Below are 16,543 nucleotides of genomic sequence, written 5' to 3'. Positions count from 1 at the left end.
AACTTTTTCTGTATCAATATAAGAAAACGCTTTGAATTCACTCTTTTGGTGATTATGATGCGCGCCTCAATTGTGTATAGCGACAGGTCGTAAGATAGGCATCCCTATAGACCAAGGTGGGAGAAAAACAGACGTTGAACGTAAAAAAATCAGTAGGAAAACCAGTAGTTCGTCTTTCTGGTATCAGTAAAAGTTTCGATGGTAAGGAAATCATTGGCAACCTAAACCTTGATGTTAATCATGGCGAATTCTTAACGATACTTGGTCCTTCTGGCTGTGGTAAAACAACAGTACTAAGAATGATTGCAGGTTTTGAAACCGCAGATCAAGGTTCAATTACTCTTGATAATCAAGATGTTACAAAAGTTCCTGCTGAACAGAGACACGTTAACACCGTCTTTCAAAGCTATGCACTTTTCCCACATATGACAGTATTTGAAAATGTCGCGTTTGGTTTGCGTATGCAAAAAGTGCCAACGGCGGACATTGAACCCCGTGTGATGGAAGCACTGCGGATGGTACGCCTCGACGCGATGGCCCAGCGTAAACCAAGTCAACTTTCTGGTGGTCAACAACAACGTATCGCTATCGCGCGTGCCGTTGTTAATAAACCTAAGGTTCTGTTGCTAGACGAATCTTTATCCGCGCTTGACTATAAACTGCGTAAGCAGATGCAAATGGAGCTTAAGCAGCTTCAACGTCAGCTTGGGATCACCTTTATCTTCGTTACGCACGATCAAGAAGAAGCCTTATCAATGTCGGATCGCATTATTGTTATGCGTGAAGGGAAAATTGAGCAAGATGGCTCTCCACGTGAAATTTACGAAGACCCTAAAAACCTATTTGTTGCTCGCTTCATCGGTGAGATCAACGTATTTAATGCTGAAACGATTGAACGAATTGATGATAAGCGTATTCGTGCACATATCGAAGGTGTTGAAGCGGTGGTTTACCACGATCAAAATGTACAACCCGGACACAAACTACAAGTTTTGCTGCGTCCTGAAGATCTTCGCATCGAAGAGATTAAAGAGTCAGAAGAAAAAGGCATTGTTGGGCACGTGACAGAACGTACCTACAAAGGCATGACTCTAGAATCTGTAGTCGAATTGGAAGAATCAGGCATGCGCGTGACGGTTAGCGAATTCTTTAACGAAGATGATCCTGATGTGGACCATTCTCTCGGCCAGAAAGTCGCTATCACTTGGGTTGAAAGCTGGGAGGTAGTACTCGATGATGAGCAAGAAGCTTAATCTTCAAAATGCTATTATCACATTGATTGTTGGGTGGTTAGTGCTGTTTGTGCTAATCCCTAACGTTATGATCATTGGTACTAGCTTTTTGACTCGCGATGAAGCCAACTTAATTGAAATGACCTTCACGCTTGATAACTATACACGCTTATTGGATCCACTTTACGCCAAAGTGCTCATGCACTCTTTCTATATGGCAATTGTGGCTACCCTTCTCTGCTTGGTTATTGGTTATCCATTTGCCTACATTGTCGCAAAAATGCCACAAAAATGGCGTCCAATTATGCTGTTTTTGGTGATTGTTCCTTTTTGGACGAACTCTCTTATCCGTACCTACGGATTAAAAATAGTGCTGGGTACGCAAGGCATCCTAAACCAAGCTTTAATGGCTTTAGACATCATAGACAAACCACTGCGTATTATGTACACCGAGACAGCGGTAATGATTGGCTTGGTTTACATCTTGCTGCCTTTTATGATTCTTCCGCTCTATTCTGCTATTGAAAAATTGGACGATACCTACATTGAAGCCGCGAGAGATCTAGGGGCAAATAAGCTTCAAACTTTGCTGAAGGTAGTGTTGCCATTGACCATGCCGGGTATCATCGGGGGCTGCTTATTGGTGTTACTGCCAGCATTAGGTATGTTCTATATTGCTGACTTACTCGGTGGCGCGAAAAACCTACTGATTGGTAACGTGATTAAGAGCCAAGTATTGAATGCTCGTGATTGGCCATTTGGCGCCGCGACCAGCATTGCCTTGACTCTGGCGATGGCTGTAATGCTTTATGCATACTATCGTGCTGGTAAGTTATTGAATAAGAAAGTGGAGCTAGACTAATGGGCAAAACAGTTAGATTTAGCTTTATGAGTTTAGTGTATGTATTTCTATACCTACCGATCATAGTGCTGATTGTAAACTCATTTAATGACAACAAATTTGGTATTAAATGGGGCGGTTTCACTACCAAGTGGTACCACGCTTTAGTTGCAAACGACAGCTTAGTTCAGGCCGCATGGCACTCGCTGAATGTAGCGGTTTTTTCAGCCACAGCAGCGACGCTGATTGGCAGTTTAACTGCTGTAGCCCTTTTTCGTTATCAATTTAAAGGTAAACGTGCAGTTAATGGTATGTTGTTTGTTGTGATGATGTCCCCAGATATTGTCATGGCAATTTCGCTACTTGCGCTATTCTTAGTGTTAGGTGCTCAGCTAGGTTTTCTTACTTTGTTGATTGCACACATTACATTCTGCTTACCTTTCGTTGTTGTGACTGTTTACAGTCGCCTCAACGGATTTGATGTAAAGATGCTCGAAGCTGCCAAAGATCTCGGTGCTGGCGAATGGGTGATTTTGACCAAAATCATTTTGCCATTAGCGAAACCGGCAGTTGCGGCTGGTTGGTTGCTGAGTTTCACACTGTCATTAGATGATGTGATCATTAGCTCGTTTGTAACCGGCCCTACTTACGAAATTTTACCATTGAAGATTTATTCTATGGTTAAAGTTGGCATTTCCCCAGAAGTTAACGCTCTGGCGACCGTGATGTTAGTTGTCTCATTGGCTCTAGTAATCACATCACAGTTGTTAGCAAGGGAAAAAGTGAAGTAGAATCGATATCTTGTAATACATTACGCGAAACAGAATGACAAATCGTCATTCTGTTTTTCTATCTAACGCCTAAAAATAGGCAACGTTTGGTTTGGAGCTAACGTCAATGAAAAAATGGGCTACTCTATTAGCTGGTAGTGCATGTGCGCTTTCTTTGTTCTCTGGAGCAGTAACAGCGGATGAAAACAAGGAACTAGTATTCATGAACTGGGGGCCGTACATTAACAGTGGTCTTCTAGAGCAGTTTACGAAAGAGACCGGCATCAAGGTCATTTATTCAACTTATGAATCGAATGAAACCCTGTATGCAAAGCTAAAAACTCACAACCAAGGTTATGATCTTGTTGTTCCATCCACCTACTTCGTTTCTAAAATGCGCGATGAAGGTATGTTACAAAAGATTGATAAGTCTAAATTAAGCAACTTTAAAAACCTTGATAACAACTATTTGAATAAACCTTACGATCCAAATAATGATTATTCAATTCCACACGTGGTTGCTATCACTGGGCTTGCGGTTAATACCGATATGTATGATCCCAATGATTTCCAAAGCTGGGGTGACCTATGGAACCCAGAGTTGAAAGGCCAGTTAATGTTGATGGATGATACTCGTGAGGTATTCCACATTGCCCTTCGTAAGTTAGGTTACTCAGGTAACACTACGGATGAAAAGCAAATTGATGAGGCCTACGCTGAGCTGCAAAAACTAATGCCTAATGTATTGGTATTTAACTCAGATAACCCTGCCGCTCCTTACCTCTCTGGTGAAGTTGGCTTAGGTATGCTGTGGAATGGCTCTGCTGCAGCTGCGCAAAAAGAAGGCTTGCCAATTAAGCTTGTTTTCCCTAAAGAAGGCGGTATCGGTTGGGTTGACAACTTTGCTATCAGTTCTGGTGCCAAAAACGTAGAAGCCGCACATATGATGATCGACTTCTTGCTACGTCCAGAAATTGCAGAACAAATTTCTCGCGACACGGGTTATTTAACTGGCGTGAAAGCGTCTAATGAGAAATTTAAAGACAGCCCTGCTCTTTTCCCATCTCAAGATGATTTAGATCGTGTTGAATGGCAATCTGCCGTTGGTGAAAAAACTGTGCAATATGAAGATTACTTTATGAAGTTAAAAGCGGGTCAATAATTCCGCAAAAAGTATGAAATAGGCAGCACTAGCTGCCTATTTTCGTTAAAACTGGTATACTTTGCACTTTCGTATCACGCACCCTTGCCTAGTTAAGCTTTGGCACCGACTAAAATGGAAACGTAATGAAAAGCACACTGTATGCTGGCGCTATTTGCGCAGCAACTCTATTCACTACGCCTGCAATGGCTGCAGATCAAGAGCTTTATTTTTACAACTGGTCTGAATATATCCCCCACGACGTTCTCGAAGATTTCACCAAAGAGACAGGAATTAAAGTCATTTACTCAACCTATGAGTCTAATGAAAGCATGTATGCCAAGTTAAAGACTCAAGGTTCCGGCTACGATCTTGTCGTGCCATCCACCTACTTTGTTTCTAAAATGCGTAAAGAAGGCATGTTGCAGGAGATTGACCACGCTAAGCTTTCTCATTTTGCTGATCTTGATTCTAACTATCTCAATAAATCGTTCGACCCAAACAACAAATTTTCTATCCCTTATATCTGGGGCGCAACGGGGATTGGTATTAATACCGATATGCTTGATAAATCACTGATCAAAAACTGGGGCGACTTATGGGATGCCAAATGGGAAGGTCAGTTGATGATGATGGACGATGCTCGTGAGGTGTTCCATATTGCACTGAGTAAGCTTGGTTACTCACCTAATACGACGGATCCTGACGAAATTAAAGCGGCCTATGAAGAGCTTAAAAAACTGATTCCAAACGTGTTAGTGTTCAACTCCGACTTTCCCGCAAACCCTTTTTTAGCGGGTGAAGTTTCTTTAGGTATGTTATGGAATGGCTCGGCGTATATGGCCCGCCAAGAAGGCGCTTCAATTGACATTATTTGGCCAGAAAAAGGCGCGATTTTCTGGATGGATAGCATATCCATTCCGGCCGGAGCCAAAAACGTTGATGCGGCTCATAAGATGATTGATTTCTTATTGCGCCCTGAGAATGCAGCAAAAATCGCATTAGAAATTGGTTACCCAACTCCCGTTAAAACAACCTATTCACTGTTACCCAAATCTTTCGCCAATGATCCTAATATCTTCCCTCCACAATCTGTTATGGACAGCGGGTTTTGGCAAGATGAGGTGGGAGAAGCGAATGTGTTGTACGACGAATACTTCCAGAAGCTCAAAGTAAATAATTGATCATATTCAATGTTTAGATAACACGCCTACTCTAGGCGTGTTTCTTTTTTGGCATTTCTAACCCTAATATCTCTTCCACTAACCGCGGAACTTCAATACTGGCTTTACCGTAGCGTTTTTCCTCAAACTCACTTTCAACGGCACTCGGTTCTAAGTTGATCTCAATGGTGTGCGCGCCATGCATTCTGGCATCATGAACAAAGCCTGCAGCAGGATAAACAACGCCCGATGTACCGATAGAGATAAAAAGATCAGCCGTCTCGAGTGCTGAATAAATATCGCCCATGCGCAGTGGCATTTCGCCAAACCAAACAATATGAGGTCGCATTTGAGCTGGTATTTGACAGCAATGACAAAGCTCTCCGCTCAGAATGTCGTCTTTATGCTCTATTACTTGGTTAGAAACGCTGCAGCGTGCTTTAAGCAGCTCACCGTGCATATGAATCACCTGTTTGCTACCACCCCGCTCATGAAGGTTATCAATATTCTGCGTAATAATCGTTACGTTTCCCTCTAGCTCTTGCTCTAATTTACCAAGCGCGATGTGGGCGGCATTAGGTTGTATTGATTCAGATTGGAGTTTTCGACGACGCTGATTATAGAAATCCTGTACGAGATCGGGATCACGTGCGAAACCTTCAGGGGTCGCGACATCCTCTATTTTATGGTTTTCCCATAACCCATCTTGAGCACGAAATGTTTTGATGCCTGATTCCGCTGAAATGCCTGCCCCCGTGAGGATCACGATATTCTTGTAAGGGAAATTCATACTATGTCCTTATTGCACGCTTTTTTGCTAGCTTAGCACCGATGCAATAACAACAGTAGTTTTGAGGGTTAGACCATAGTATAAAATGGCCATTGATTGCTTATTTTCTGTGACATAAACCGAGCTATGAAATAGACCGAAATACCCCGCGACTTCGGTCTATATGTAATCAATCTTCGTTAATGGCGGAGATTTTATGAATAGCCAAATCCGCGCCGTTAAATTCGTCTTCTTCAGATAAACGCAATCCAGTCAATACATTGAGAGAGCCATAAACGATTGCGGCGCCCAATACTGCCACTGAAATACCCAATAAGGTTCCTAGTAGTTGAACGGCGAGGCTGACACCACCTAGGCCGCCGAGTGATGATTGGCCAAAAATACCCGCGGCAATCCCACCCCATGCACCACAAACACCATGTAATGGCCATACACCTAATACATCGTCTATTCTCGTTCGGTTTTGTAGTTGAGTGAACAACCAAACAAATAAAGCACCCGCTACCACTCCCGTCACTAAGGCACCCAGTGGGTGCATCAAGTCCGATCCTGCACACACCGCGACTAATCCCGCTAGAGGACCATTGTGGATAAAGCCAGGGTCATTTTTTCCGACAATTAACGCTGCTAAAATACCACCAGTCATGGCCATTAAAGAGTTCATCGCGACTAATCCACTAATTCCATTTAATGTTTGCGCTGACATGACGTTAAAACCAAACCAGCCCACACAAAGGATCCACGCGCCCAGTGCTAGGAACGGAATGTTGGATGGAGCAAAGTTGGTGTGCTTTCCTGCACGTACTCTTCCCTTACGCATTCCTAGAAACATGACAGCGATAAGTGCAATCCATCCGCCGACTGCATGCACGACCACAGAGCCAGCGAAATCGTGAAAAGCAGCACCGAATTGAGCTTCAAACCAGCTTTGCACGCCATAATTGCCATTCCAAATCATTCCCTCAAACAGCGGATAAACAAACCCGACGGTGAAAAAAGTAGCAATGAGAATCGGGTAAAACCGAGCGCGCTCGGCAATGCCTCCAGAAACGATAGCAGGAATAGCGGCGGCAAACGTCAATAGAAAAAAGAACTTAACTAGATGATAGCCGTTCCCTTGGGCAAGGGTTTGTGCATCAGTAAAGAAATGAGCGCCGTAGGCTATCCAGTAACCGATAAAAAAATAGGCGATTGTAGAAATACCGAAATCGGCAAGAATTTTTACCAGCGCGTTCACTTGGTTCTTTTTACGCACAGTCCCCACCTCAAGAAAGGCAAATCCGGCGTGCATTAAAAACACCATGATTGCACCGAGCAGCAAAAATAGCGTATCAGAACTTTGAGTCAGGGCTTGTACGGCACCTTGAACCTGACTTACGGTTTGAGTCATCTTAGTGATTCTCCATTGAAATGTTGCGCACCAATCCTGTGCTACTTGATTACTTTCTCACCAATATAGTGAGTTGTTGGTATTGAACAGCCTTAAAGCAAAATACATTCCAAAATAAACAAATGAATCAATAACTTTTCAATATCAAATAACTTATTGAAATAGAGTGAATTATATAAATATCAAGGGAGTTGTTGCATGATGGAAGAATAAACGCATTCATAAGAAGCGCACCAAATTGGAACGTGCGCTCCATTTTAATGCACTCTATTTTTTGTGTAGGCATTAAAAAAGCCTCCCGCAGGAAGCCTTTTCTTAAGAGTAAACTGTGGATTAGTTTACGCCACGAGATTTCAAGAATTCAGCATAAGTGCCTTTGAAATCGGTCAGTTTGTTATCACGGATTTCAATGATGCGCGTTGCCAGTGAGTCCACAAATACGCGGTCGTGAGATACGAAGAACAGAGTCCCTTTGTAGTTCTCCAAAGCCGTGTTGAGTGATTCGATCGATTCCATGTCCATGTGGTTGGTTGGCTCATCCATCAACAGCATGTTTGGCTTATGCATCATTAGTTTACCAAGCAACATACGACCTTGTTCACCACCAGAGATGACCTTAACGGATTTCTTGATGTCATCTTGGCCAAACAACATGCGCCCTAAGAAGCTGCGGATCACTTGCTCGTCATCCCCTTCTTGACGCCATTGGCTCATCCAGTCAAACAGGTTCATATCTTCGGCAAAATCGTGCGCGTGATCTTGAGCGTAGTAACCAATGTTCGCGTTTTCAGACCATTTGTAGCTGCCGCTACGAGGCTCAAGTACACCCGCTAAGGTGTTAAGCAGTGTTGTTTTACCGACGCCGTTTTCACCAATGATCGCTACGCGTTCGCCTACTTCAAAAATGGCGTTGAAGTTACTGAATAGATCGTTTTCAAAACCTTGGCTAAGGTTTTCAACTTCTAACGCGTTGCGGAACAACTCTTTCGATTGTTCAAAACGAATGAAAGGGTTTTGGCGGCTAGACGCTTTAACTTCGTCCAATTGGATCTTGTCAATCTGCTTAGCTCGTGACGTCGCTTGCTTCGCTTTAGATGCGTTCGCAGAAAAGCGTGCAACGAAAGTTTGCAGTTCAGCAATCTGTGCTTTCTTCTTGGCATTATCAGAGAGCAGACGAGCACGCGCTTGCGATGCCGCTGTCATATACTCGTCGTAGTTACCCGCGTACAGACGCAGTTCACCGTAATCCAAGTCAGCCATATGTGTACATACGCTGTTTAAGAAGTGACGGTCGTGCGAGATGATGATCATGGTGCAGTTACGTTGGTTTAGCGTATCTTCTAGCCAGCGAATGGTATCCATATCCAAGTTGTTGGTTGGTTCGTCAAGCAGCATGATGTGTGGTTCAGCAAACAAAACTTGCGCCAATAGCACACGCAGTTTCCAACCTGGTGCCACTTCGCTCATCAAACCAAAGTGCTGTTCAAGAGGAATGCCTACCGCAAGCAACAATTCACCGGCTTTAGACTCGGCCATGTAGCCGTCCATTTCCGCGAATTCAGTTTCGAGATCCGCAACCTTCATGCCATCTTCTTCGGTCATTTCAGGCAGAGAATAGATACGGTCACGTTCTTGTTTAACTTTCCACAACTCTTTGTGGCCCATGATTACCGTGTCGATAACCGTGAACTCTTCGTAAGCGAATTGATCCTGATTCAGTTTCGCCACACGTTCGTTAGGATCATAGCTAACGTTACCACTCGAAGGTTCAAGCTCTCCGCTTAGAATCTTCATAAATGTTGACTTACCACAACCGTTAGCGCCAATCAGGCCATAGCGATTACCTTCGCCAAACTTAACGGAAATGTTTTCAAACAGAGGCTTTGCGCCAAATTGTTGAGTGATATTCGCGGTGGAGATCAAAACCAGTACCTTAATAAATGTGAATTGTATAAAAAACTGCGCAACGTTACTTGTTCAAGGCTCGAACTGCAAGCGATGTTTTTGTTTCACTGCCCTCGTAGTGCGAGTAACTCGCTCATTTAATGCCTACCTGCCACTGATCATAAGTTTCGAGAGAGCAATCACATCCCCTGCGCTGGTTTTTGATACTTATTGATACATCTGCGACTATCACTGCAAACCTATAGGATACCCGTATGATTTCAGTTGCTTTGGTGGATGACCACCTCATGGTTCGCTCTGGTTTTGCACAACTGTTATCGGTTGAACCAGACATTCATGTCCACAGTGAGTATGGTAGCGCGCGCGAAGCATTTCGTGCGCTGGTGAACGCTTCTATCGATGTGGCAGTTATCGACATTTCAATGCCCGACGAAAGTGGGCTTGTGTTGTTAGAGAAACTGCGCCGCGCTCAGCCGGACTTTAAAGCCATCATTCTCTCTATTTATGATTCAGCGTCCTTTGTCAGTAAAGCGCTAGAAGCTGGCGCTTGTGGTTATTTATCAAAACGTTGTGGGCCTGGAGAGTTAGTGAGCGCCATTCGTACCGTGGCTAATGGTGATCGCTATTTGTGTGCCGATGCCTTAATTAACCTAAGCAATGCTTCAGGTACGCCATCTGTCCTTGAAGGGTTAACTAAACGCGAAAGAGAGGTGTTTGATCACCTGATTTTAGGCAAAGACGTCAAAGAAATTGGTTACGATTTATCAATTAGCCACAAAACGATTCACGTGCATCGGGCAAATATTTTAAGCAAACTGGGGCTTACCAACAATGTGGATCTCATCCGCTTTGCTATTACTCACCAACTGTTGGTTAACGAGACGTTATAGAAGCGACTATGCATTTTCATCATCGATTTTCTGAAGCTTTACCTCGGTTGTCTCTCTCCTCTGGCTTTAGCTATGCATTTGCATGCGTTTTGTATTCAATTGGTTGGTTTTGTTTATGGAACATCAGCCGCTACTTAACTCCTGATTTATTGCTGGCTGGTCTGTTTTTGCCCACAGGCTTAAAGCTGGCCACACTCGCTCTTGCACCGCGTCGTTTTTGGCTTGGGATCACTTTATGCGAAATGGCTATAGTGGCGTTGCTCGGGCATGTATTGGCTATCGCTGCTCATGAATATCTATTACTGCTGTTTGCATTGATCGCTTATTGGCTGGCGATTGCCTTTCAATCTCTCTGGACATCACTGCACGTTTATTGGAAAAAACTGTTGGCGCTTACCGGGTTGACGGTCGTTTACGGCATCTTATGTGGGAGCTCGGTTTTGCTGTTGGTCAAACCACTCAACCTCGAACTGCATTACGTGGCACAAGCGACCGTTTCAGCTCTGACCGGCGGTATACTGCTCACTCCGTTCTTATTTCTCCTGTACGATTACCTACATCAGCAGATCTGGAGACCACTGTCACCCGATCTTATTCATCAGGACGTAACACTTCGCCCCTCTGCGTTGCTGTGGTGTTTGCTTTTTTTTAGTGGCGGATTGATCGCGGAGTTAACCTTGCTAGAGCAGCTCAAACCGATCGCCCTGCTCATTTTCCTGCTTCCCAATATTTTTATGGCTTATAAATACGGTTGGCAAGGCGGCGTATTGGCTAGTCTAATGAACAGTATTTTGCTTGCTACGGCACGGCAAATGACAGGTTCATTTGAATCCGATATTGAACTACAAAGTTTTATAGCGACGCAAGCTTTTGTTGGTTTAGGGCTTGGTATCGCGATTAGCCGTCAATATTTCTTGGCGCAACGCTTAGCTAAAATTAACCAAAAGCTAGCAATCGAACTCGCGAACAAACAGCAACTGGCTCGGCAATTAGTCAAGGTTGAAGAGCAAATCCGAAAATCAGTTGCACGCGAACTGCATGATGAAATTGGCCAAAATATCACCGCGATACAGATCCAATCCATGCTCGCTAGTCGCTTGGCACAAAATGAAAAACAAACCAACATCGCTGAGACGATCAACACGCTCGCGCTACGAATTCACTCATCGACACGTCAATTATTAACCGAGCTTCGCCCTCATGCGCTTGATGAATTGGGGCTTGAGAGCGCAATTCGGCAGCTTGCAAGTGAAATGAAATTTGCGGAACGACACGTCGATTTTCGTCTGAATTTCGGAATTTTTGCAGAGCGTTTAGATGACATTACGGCCGTTACACTGTATCGAATTATTCAAGAGCTGCTTAATAACGTGTGCAAACATGCACAAGCATCAGCCGTGCAATTAAGTCTTGTTCCCGGTGACATGTTCAGTGTCGAGCTGCGTGATAATGGCATTGGTTTAGCTTCCGATTGGCGCAGCAAAGGCCAAGGCTTACTCGGCATCGAAGAACGCGTCAGCGCACTGGGTGGCACATTTTTAATTGAATCGCAGCGTAGCCAAATACCGCTTGGGACGCGCATAACTGTTAACTTGCCCACAAAACCGCTCACAATATCAACAAACTAGGAAAATTTCCTAGTCACTTATAACTTTGTCTCATTCATTTGGTGAATCACTCCGATACCATCTCTTAGCACTAGGGAGAAACATAGCATGCTGGGTTTTCTGATTTCAAAACCGACATCAGCACCTATAGAACCACAGGACATTGATGCAACCTATCGTTACTGGCGCTTGCATTTAATGTTATCGATGTACGTCGGCTATGGGGTGTTTTATTTCACACGCAAAAGTCTCAATTTTGCCATGCCTGCGATGCTCACTGATCTCGGGCTTGAACATTCCGATGTGGGTCTGCTTGGTACGCTCTTTTACATGACTTACGGTTTGTCAAAGTTTGTTTCTGGCATGGTCAGCGACCAATCAAAACCGAGTTACTTCATGGGTTTGGGGCTGGTTGCAACAGGCGTGATTAATGTGCTGTTTGGTTTGAGCTCTTCCCTAGCCGCATTTACCGTGCTTTGGACATTGAACGCTTTTTTCCAAGGTTGGGGATGGCCGCCGTGCGCTAAATTGCTCACTACTTGGTATTCCCGATCTGAACGTGGGTTTTGGTGGTCTATCTGGAACACTTGCCACAATTTAAGTGGCGCGCTCATTCCGATCAGTATTGGTTTTATCGCTGTGACTTTTGGTTGGCGGTACGGATTTATTGCACCGGGTTGCTTGGCGATCATCGTTGGTTTAGTGCTTTGCTTTCGCATGCAAGATAAGCCAACAACATTAGGGTTACCCCCAGTGGGTGAGTGGCGTAACGATGAATTAGAAAAGCGCCATGAGTCTGAAGGTAAAGGGCTGCCATTTCGCCAAATTTTAAGTCGTTACGTGCTAGGGAATAAGTACATTTGGCTGTTATGTAGCTCCTATCTACTGGTGTATGTGGTGCGTATCGCGCTAAATGATTGGGGTAATTTATACCTCACTGAACGGCATGGTTATGAGCTTTTTTCGGCCAACGCTGCCGTATCGATGTTTGAAGTCGGAGGATTTTTAGGATCGCTATTTGGTGGTTGGGGCTCGGACAAATTTTTTAAAGGCAATCGAGCGCCGATGAACTTGATTTTTGCGCTAGGCATTTTCATTTCAGTGGCCGCGTTATGGCTAACACCGATTGACAACTTTGTGGTGTTGTCGGGCTGCTTCTTTTCCATCGGATTTTTTATTTTTGGTCCGCAAATGATGATAGGAATGGCCGCCGCTGAATGTTCGCACAAGGATGCGGCTGGAACCGCGACCGGTTTTGTCGGCTTATTTGGCTATCTTGGTGCAGCGTTAGCCAGTTACCCATTGGCTGTCATTATTGAACAATTTAGTTGGGAAGGATTTTTCAGTGTCATTACCCTCTCAGCCGCACTGATTGGATTACTGATTTTGCCCTTTTTAAAAGCGCAACAGCGTGCAGGGAATGCCGTCACTATGTCATAACCTTTCCCCACGTTGTTTTCTGATTTCGCTGTGTCATGCAGCAAAAACGAAATCACAGGAATGTGATGAAACTTAACGCTGCCCTACGTCTACGTTAAGTAATGAAAATAACAAGAGGAAACAGACATGAAAGATAGATTACCTCGCAGTGTACTTGCTACCTGCATTCTCGGTGCTTCGCTTGCCGCGCCTCAAGCATTTGCTGAAGGCCGACTCGTGGTTTATTGCAGTGCCACTAACGCCATGTGCGAGACAGCGACTAAAGCCTTTTCTGATAAATATGACGTAAAAACCTCTTTTGTTCGCAATGGCTCTGGCAGCACGCTGGCCAAAATCGAAGCAGAGAAGAAGAACCCACGCGCGGATGTTTGGTATGGCGGCACGTTGGATCCTCAATCACAGGCGGGTGAAATGGATCTCTTACACGCTTACAAATCCCCGCAGCTTGAATTCATTATGGATGGATTTAAAGATCCAGCGAAACGCAAAGGGAACTACTCTTCTGCCGTTTATATGGGTATTTTAGGTTTTGGGGTGAACACTCAACGTTTGGCTGAAAAAGGATTACCGATCCCGCGCTGCTGGAATGATTTAACCAAACCTGAATACAAAGGAGAGATTCAAATCTCTGACCCACAAAGTTCGGGGACTGCCTACACCGCATTAGCCACCTTCATTCAACTTTGGGATGAAGATAAAGCCTTTGATTATTTCAAAGCACTCGACAAAAACGTCTCTCAATACACCAAATCAGGTGTTACCCCTTCACGTAACTCAGCGCGTGGTGAAATTGCGATTGGTATTGGTTTTTTGCATGACTACTCACTCGAACAATCGAAAGGAGCACCGCTGGAGCTGATTTCACCTTGTGAAGGTACAGGTTATGAAATTGGTGGTGTGAGCATTATCAAAGGGTCGCGTAACCTTGATAACGCGAAACGGTTTGTTGACTGGGTCATGTCAAAAGAAGGACAAGAGCTGGCATGGAAAGAAGGTCAATCTTTCCAAATTTTAACTAACACTCAAGCGGAACAATCCCCCAACGCCCTCGACCCTAAAAAGTTAACCTTGATCGATTATGACATGGATACCTATGGATCCTCTGATGAACGTAAGCGATTGATTAATAAGTGGGTTAATGTTGTAAAAATGGGCGAATAGCCAACGCATTCCCTTGTCTTAGCCTCGATGGGCAGTGCCTACTGCCCTTTTTATAAAGCCAATACCAGGCTTATCACCGTGTGGCTACAAATAACTTTGGTACAGAAAAATGAATGAATTTACAGCAGGCACTGCACCACATCGGCCGCTAAAAACCTCGCATAGGGACCCGATTTTTTATTGGATCCTGACGTTATTGTGTGCGTTTGTGCTGTTGCCATCTTTTGCACTTGATTACGGAGTGTTTGATTCAACATCGCAAGAGTTTTATGCCGCTATGGGTTGGAGCCGTGCCAATATTTCTTGGTTATGGTTTGCGCTTCCGGGTGTACTTCTCATTCGCCCTTGCTATGCAGGTAATAAGTACGCCAAACACCGTCACTATTTTGATATCGGTTATTCAGCGGCATGCATGTTTTTCGTGTTGGTCAGCTCTTGGTATACCCAGCAAGGTTTAGGTTATTCAACCATTGCACTATTTATTGCCTTAAGTGCTGTCATGACATTGGCATTGGCTCGTCTTGAGTTTTTGGGCGGTGACAGCTTCGTGATTGGTGCTCTGATCTCGATTGTTCTCTTGATCACGATTTTTATTATCTTTCCGAGTATTGCCATCTTTATACCGATGTTCCAAGATGAAATGGGGAACTTTGTTGCGTGGCAATTCATTGAAATTTTGAGCCGAGCGCAGATCATACAAATTGTTTGGAACTCCGTACTGCTTGGCGTATCTGTGGGTATAGGTGCCACTTTCTTTGGTTTGATCTTTGCTATCTATACCACACGCATTGCCACTCGCTCCGCTTTCATTGCGCGAATTTTTTCTATTCTTCCCATTGTGACTCCCCCTTTTGTCGTTGGGCTTGGGGTGACTTTAATGCTTGGGCGCTCCGGTTATATCACCGAACTCATGGTGGATTGGTTTGGGTTACAACAGACAAACTGGCTGTATGGTTTTACAGGCATTTGGATGGCACAAGTGCTCGCCTTTGCTCCTATGTCATTCATGATTTTAGATGGCGCGATGAAATCCCTACATCCATCACTGGAAGAGGCGTCCTACACACTTCGAGCCAATCGTTATCAAACTTTTTTTAAAATTGTCATGCCATTGCTCAAACCTGCTTTGGCCAACAGTTTCTTAATCATCTTTGTCCAATCACTGGCCGACTTCAGTAACCCGCTTGTACTTGGGGGCAGTTTCGATGTGTTAGCCACTCAGATTTACTTCTACATCGCAGGAGCTCAATTAGATTACGCTTCCGCCAGCACACTTGGGGCCGTCTTGTTGCTATTTTCGTTGGCGATCTTTGTTGTCCAATATCTGTGGATAGGAAAGCGTTCATACGTCACCATTTCCGGCAAATCATATCGTGGCGATGTGCAAGCGCTGCCTACCTTACTTAAACATACGGTTTCGGCACTGCTCTATTTTTGGATGGCATTTAACATCTTGCTTTATGGCAGCATCATCTTCGGCAGCTTCACCGTGAACTGGGGTGTAGATTACAGTTTAACGCTTAAAAATTATATTCATCTGTTTGGCATGGGAATGAGTGAAGGTGCTTGGCCATCACTCATCACGACGATGATTTATGCTGGCGTTGCAGCGCCATTGACCGCCTTCTTTGGTCTGTTGATTGCGTATATCGTTGTCCGTCAGCAATTTTACGGTAAGAAAGTGATTGAGTTTGCAACCATGCTTTGCTTCGCCGTTCCGGGCACGGTTGCGGGGGTATCTTACATTCTTGCATTTAATGATGCGCCTATTTACCTCACCGGTACCGCGGCCATTGTTGTGATTTCCATGGTGATGCGTAACGTGCCAGTAGGCATTCGCGCAGGTATTGCAGGGCTAGGCCAGCTTGATAAATCGCTCGATGAAGCGTCACTCAGTTTGCGGGCTAACTCCTTTAAAACCATTACTCATATTCTGTTACCGTTATTACGACCAGCAATTCTCTCAACACTGATTTACAGCTTTGTTCGAGCAATGACGACCGTCAGCGCCATTATTTTCTTGGTGACACCAGAAACACGGGTGGCAACGTCTTACATCCTGAATCGTGTAGAAGATGGTGAGTATGGCGTTGCGATCGCATATGGCTCGATTTTGATTGTTGTGATGTTGGCTATTATTTTAATTTTTGATTTTATCGTTGGCGAGGCACGTGTTTCTCGTTCTAAAGCCAATAACCAAGAATAACCATTGG

General features: G+C 44.4%; 13 protein-coding genes. 10 read left to right on the top strand and 3 right to left on the bottom strand.

The features are described from left to right. Nucleotides 1–116 precede the first annotated feature (116 nt). The 5 genes from potA to AACR75_RS07415 all read left to right on the top strand — a co-directional run bounded on the left by potA (nt 117) and on the right by AACR75_RS07415 (nt 5,168). Nucleotides 117–1,253, top strand: coding sequence for a spermidine/putrescine ABC transporter ATP-binding protein PotA (gene potA / locus AACR75_RS07435; protein WP_010320264.1), 1,137 nt, complete (start codon nt 117–119; stop codon nt 1,251–1,253). Then, on the top strand, nt 1,237–2,094 hold the full coding sequence (potB, locus tag AACR75_RS07430; protein WP_026027331.1) for a spermidine/putrescine ABC transporter permease PotB: 858 nt from the start codon (nt 1,237–1,239) through the stop codon (nt 2,092–2,094). The genes potA and potB overlap by 17 nt, the downstream gene beginning before the upstream one ends. After that, nucleotides 2,094–2,864 carry a spermidine/putrescine ABC transporter permease PotC gene (gene potC / locus AACR75_RS07425; protein ID WP_013856883.1) on the top strand — a complete coding sequence of 257 codons (771 nt, stop codon included), beginning with the start codon at nt 2,094–2,096 and terminating at the stop codon, nt 2,862–2,864. The genes potB and potC overlap by 1 nt, the downstream gene beginning before the upstream one ends. Before the next feature lie 106 nt (nt 2,865–2,970). Continuing rightward, nucleotides 2,971–4,005 carry an extracellular solute-binding protein gene (locus AACR75_RS07420; RefSeq protein ID WP_026027330.1) on the top strand — a complete coding sequence of 345 codons (1,035 nt, stop codon included), beginning with the start codon at nt 2,971–2,973 and terminating at the stop codon, nt 4,003–4,005. A 125-nt stretch (nt 4,006–4,130) separates the two neighbouring features. Further along, the gene (locus tag AACR75_RS07415) at nt 4,131–5,168 is read left to right on the top strand and encodes an extracellular solute-binding protein (RefSeq protein WP_047689449.1); all 1,038 of its coding nucleotides are present in this window, start codon (nt 4,131–4,133) and stop codon (nt 5,166–5,168) included. Nucleotides 5,169–5,199: 31 nt separating this feature from the next. On the opposite strand, the gene cobB is transcribed toward AACR75_RS07415, so the two are convergent. The 3 genes from cobB to AACR75_RS07400 all read right to left on the bottom strand — a co-directional run bounded on the left by cobB (nt 5,200) and on the right by AACR75_RS07400 (nt 9,250). Next, on the bottom strand, nt 5,200–5,937 hold the full coding sequence (cobB, locus tag AACR75_RS07410; protein ID WP_013856880.1) for a Sir2 family NAD+-dependent deacetylase: 738 nt from the start codon (nt 5,935–5,937) through the stop codon (nt 5,200–5,202). A 169-nt stretch (nt 5,938–6,106) separates the two neighbouring features. Further along, nucleotides 6,107–7,327: an ammonium transporter gene (locus AACR75_RS07405; protein WP_047689447.1), complete on the bottom strand. Its 1,221-nt coding sequence runs from the start codon at nt 7,325–7,327 to the stop codon at nt 6,107–6,109. A 333-nt stretch (nt 7,328–7,660) separates the two neighbouring features. Continuing rightward, entirely contained in the window at nt 7,661–9,250 is a 1,590-nt protein-coding gene (locus AACR75_RS07400) for an ABC-F family ATPase (protein WP_017042874.1), read from the bottom strand. Nucleotides 9,251–9,486: 236 nt separating this feature from the next. Between AACR75_RS07400 and AACR75_RS07395 the strand changes: the two genes are divergently transcribed. The 5 genes from AACR75_RS07395 to AACR75_RS07375 all read left to right on the top strand — a co-directional run bounded on the left by AACR75_RS07395 (nt 9,487) and on the right by AACR75_RS07375 (nt 16,536). Then, the gene (locus AACR75_RS07395) at nt 9,487–10,122 is read left to right on the top strand and encodes a response regulator (protein WP_013856877.1); all 636 of its coding nucleotides are present in this window, start codon (nt 9,487–9,489) and stop codon (nt 10,120–10,122) included. 8 nt (nt 10,123–10,130) lie between these two features. Next, nucleotides 10,131–11,750: an MASE1 domain-containing sensor histidine kinase gene (locus AACR75_RS07390; RefSeq protein WP_017050507.1), complete on the top strand. Its 1,620-nt coding sequence runs from the start codon at nt 10,131–10,133 to the stop codon at nt 11,748–11,750. An 87-nt stretch (nt 11,751–11,837) separates the two neighbouring features. Continuing rightward, entirely contained in the window at nt 11,838–13,169 is a 1,332-nt protein-coding gene (gene uhpC / locus AACR75_RS07385) for an MFS transporter family glucose-6-phosphate receptor UhpC (RefSeq protein ID WP_013856875.1), read from the top strand. Between the two features lie 126 nt (nt 13,170–13,295). Further along, nucleotides 13,296–14,330, top strand: coding sequence for an ABC transporter substrate-binding protein (locus tag AACR75_RS07380; RefSeq protein ID WP_047689444.1), 1,035 nt, complete (start codon nt 13,296–13,298; stop codon nt 14,328–14,330). A gap of 109 nt (nt 14,331–14,439) precedes the next feature. Beyond that, complete coding sequence (locus AACR75_RS07375) at nt 14,440–16,536, top strand: ABC transporter permease (protein ID WP_029189838.1); 2,097 nt, start codon at nt 14,440–14,442, stop codon at nt 16,534–16,536. Nucleotides 16,537–16,543 lie beyond the last annotated feature (7 nt).

The sequence above is a fragment of the Vibrio sp. ZOR0018 genome, from assembly GCF_963865925.1.
GTDB lineage: Bacteria > Pseudomonadota > Gammaproteobacteria > Enterobacterales > Vibrionaceae > Vibrio > Vibrio anguillarum.
Note: the sequence above shows the minus strand (reverse complement) of the source record. Positions and strands in the feature narration are given on the sequence as shown.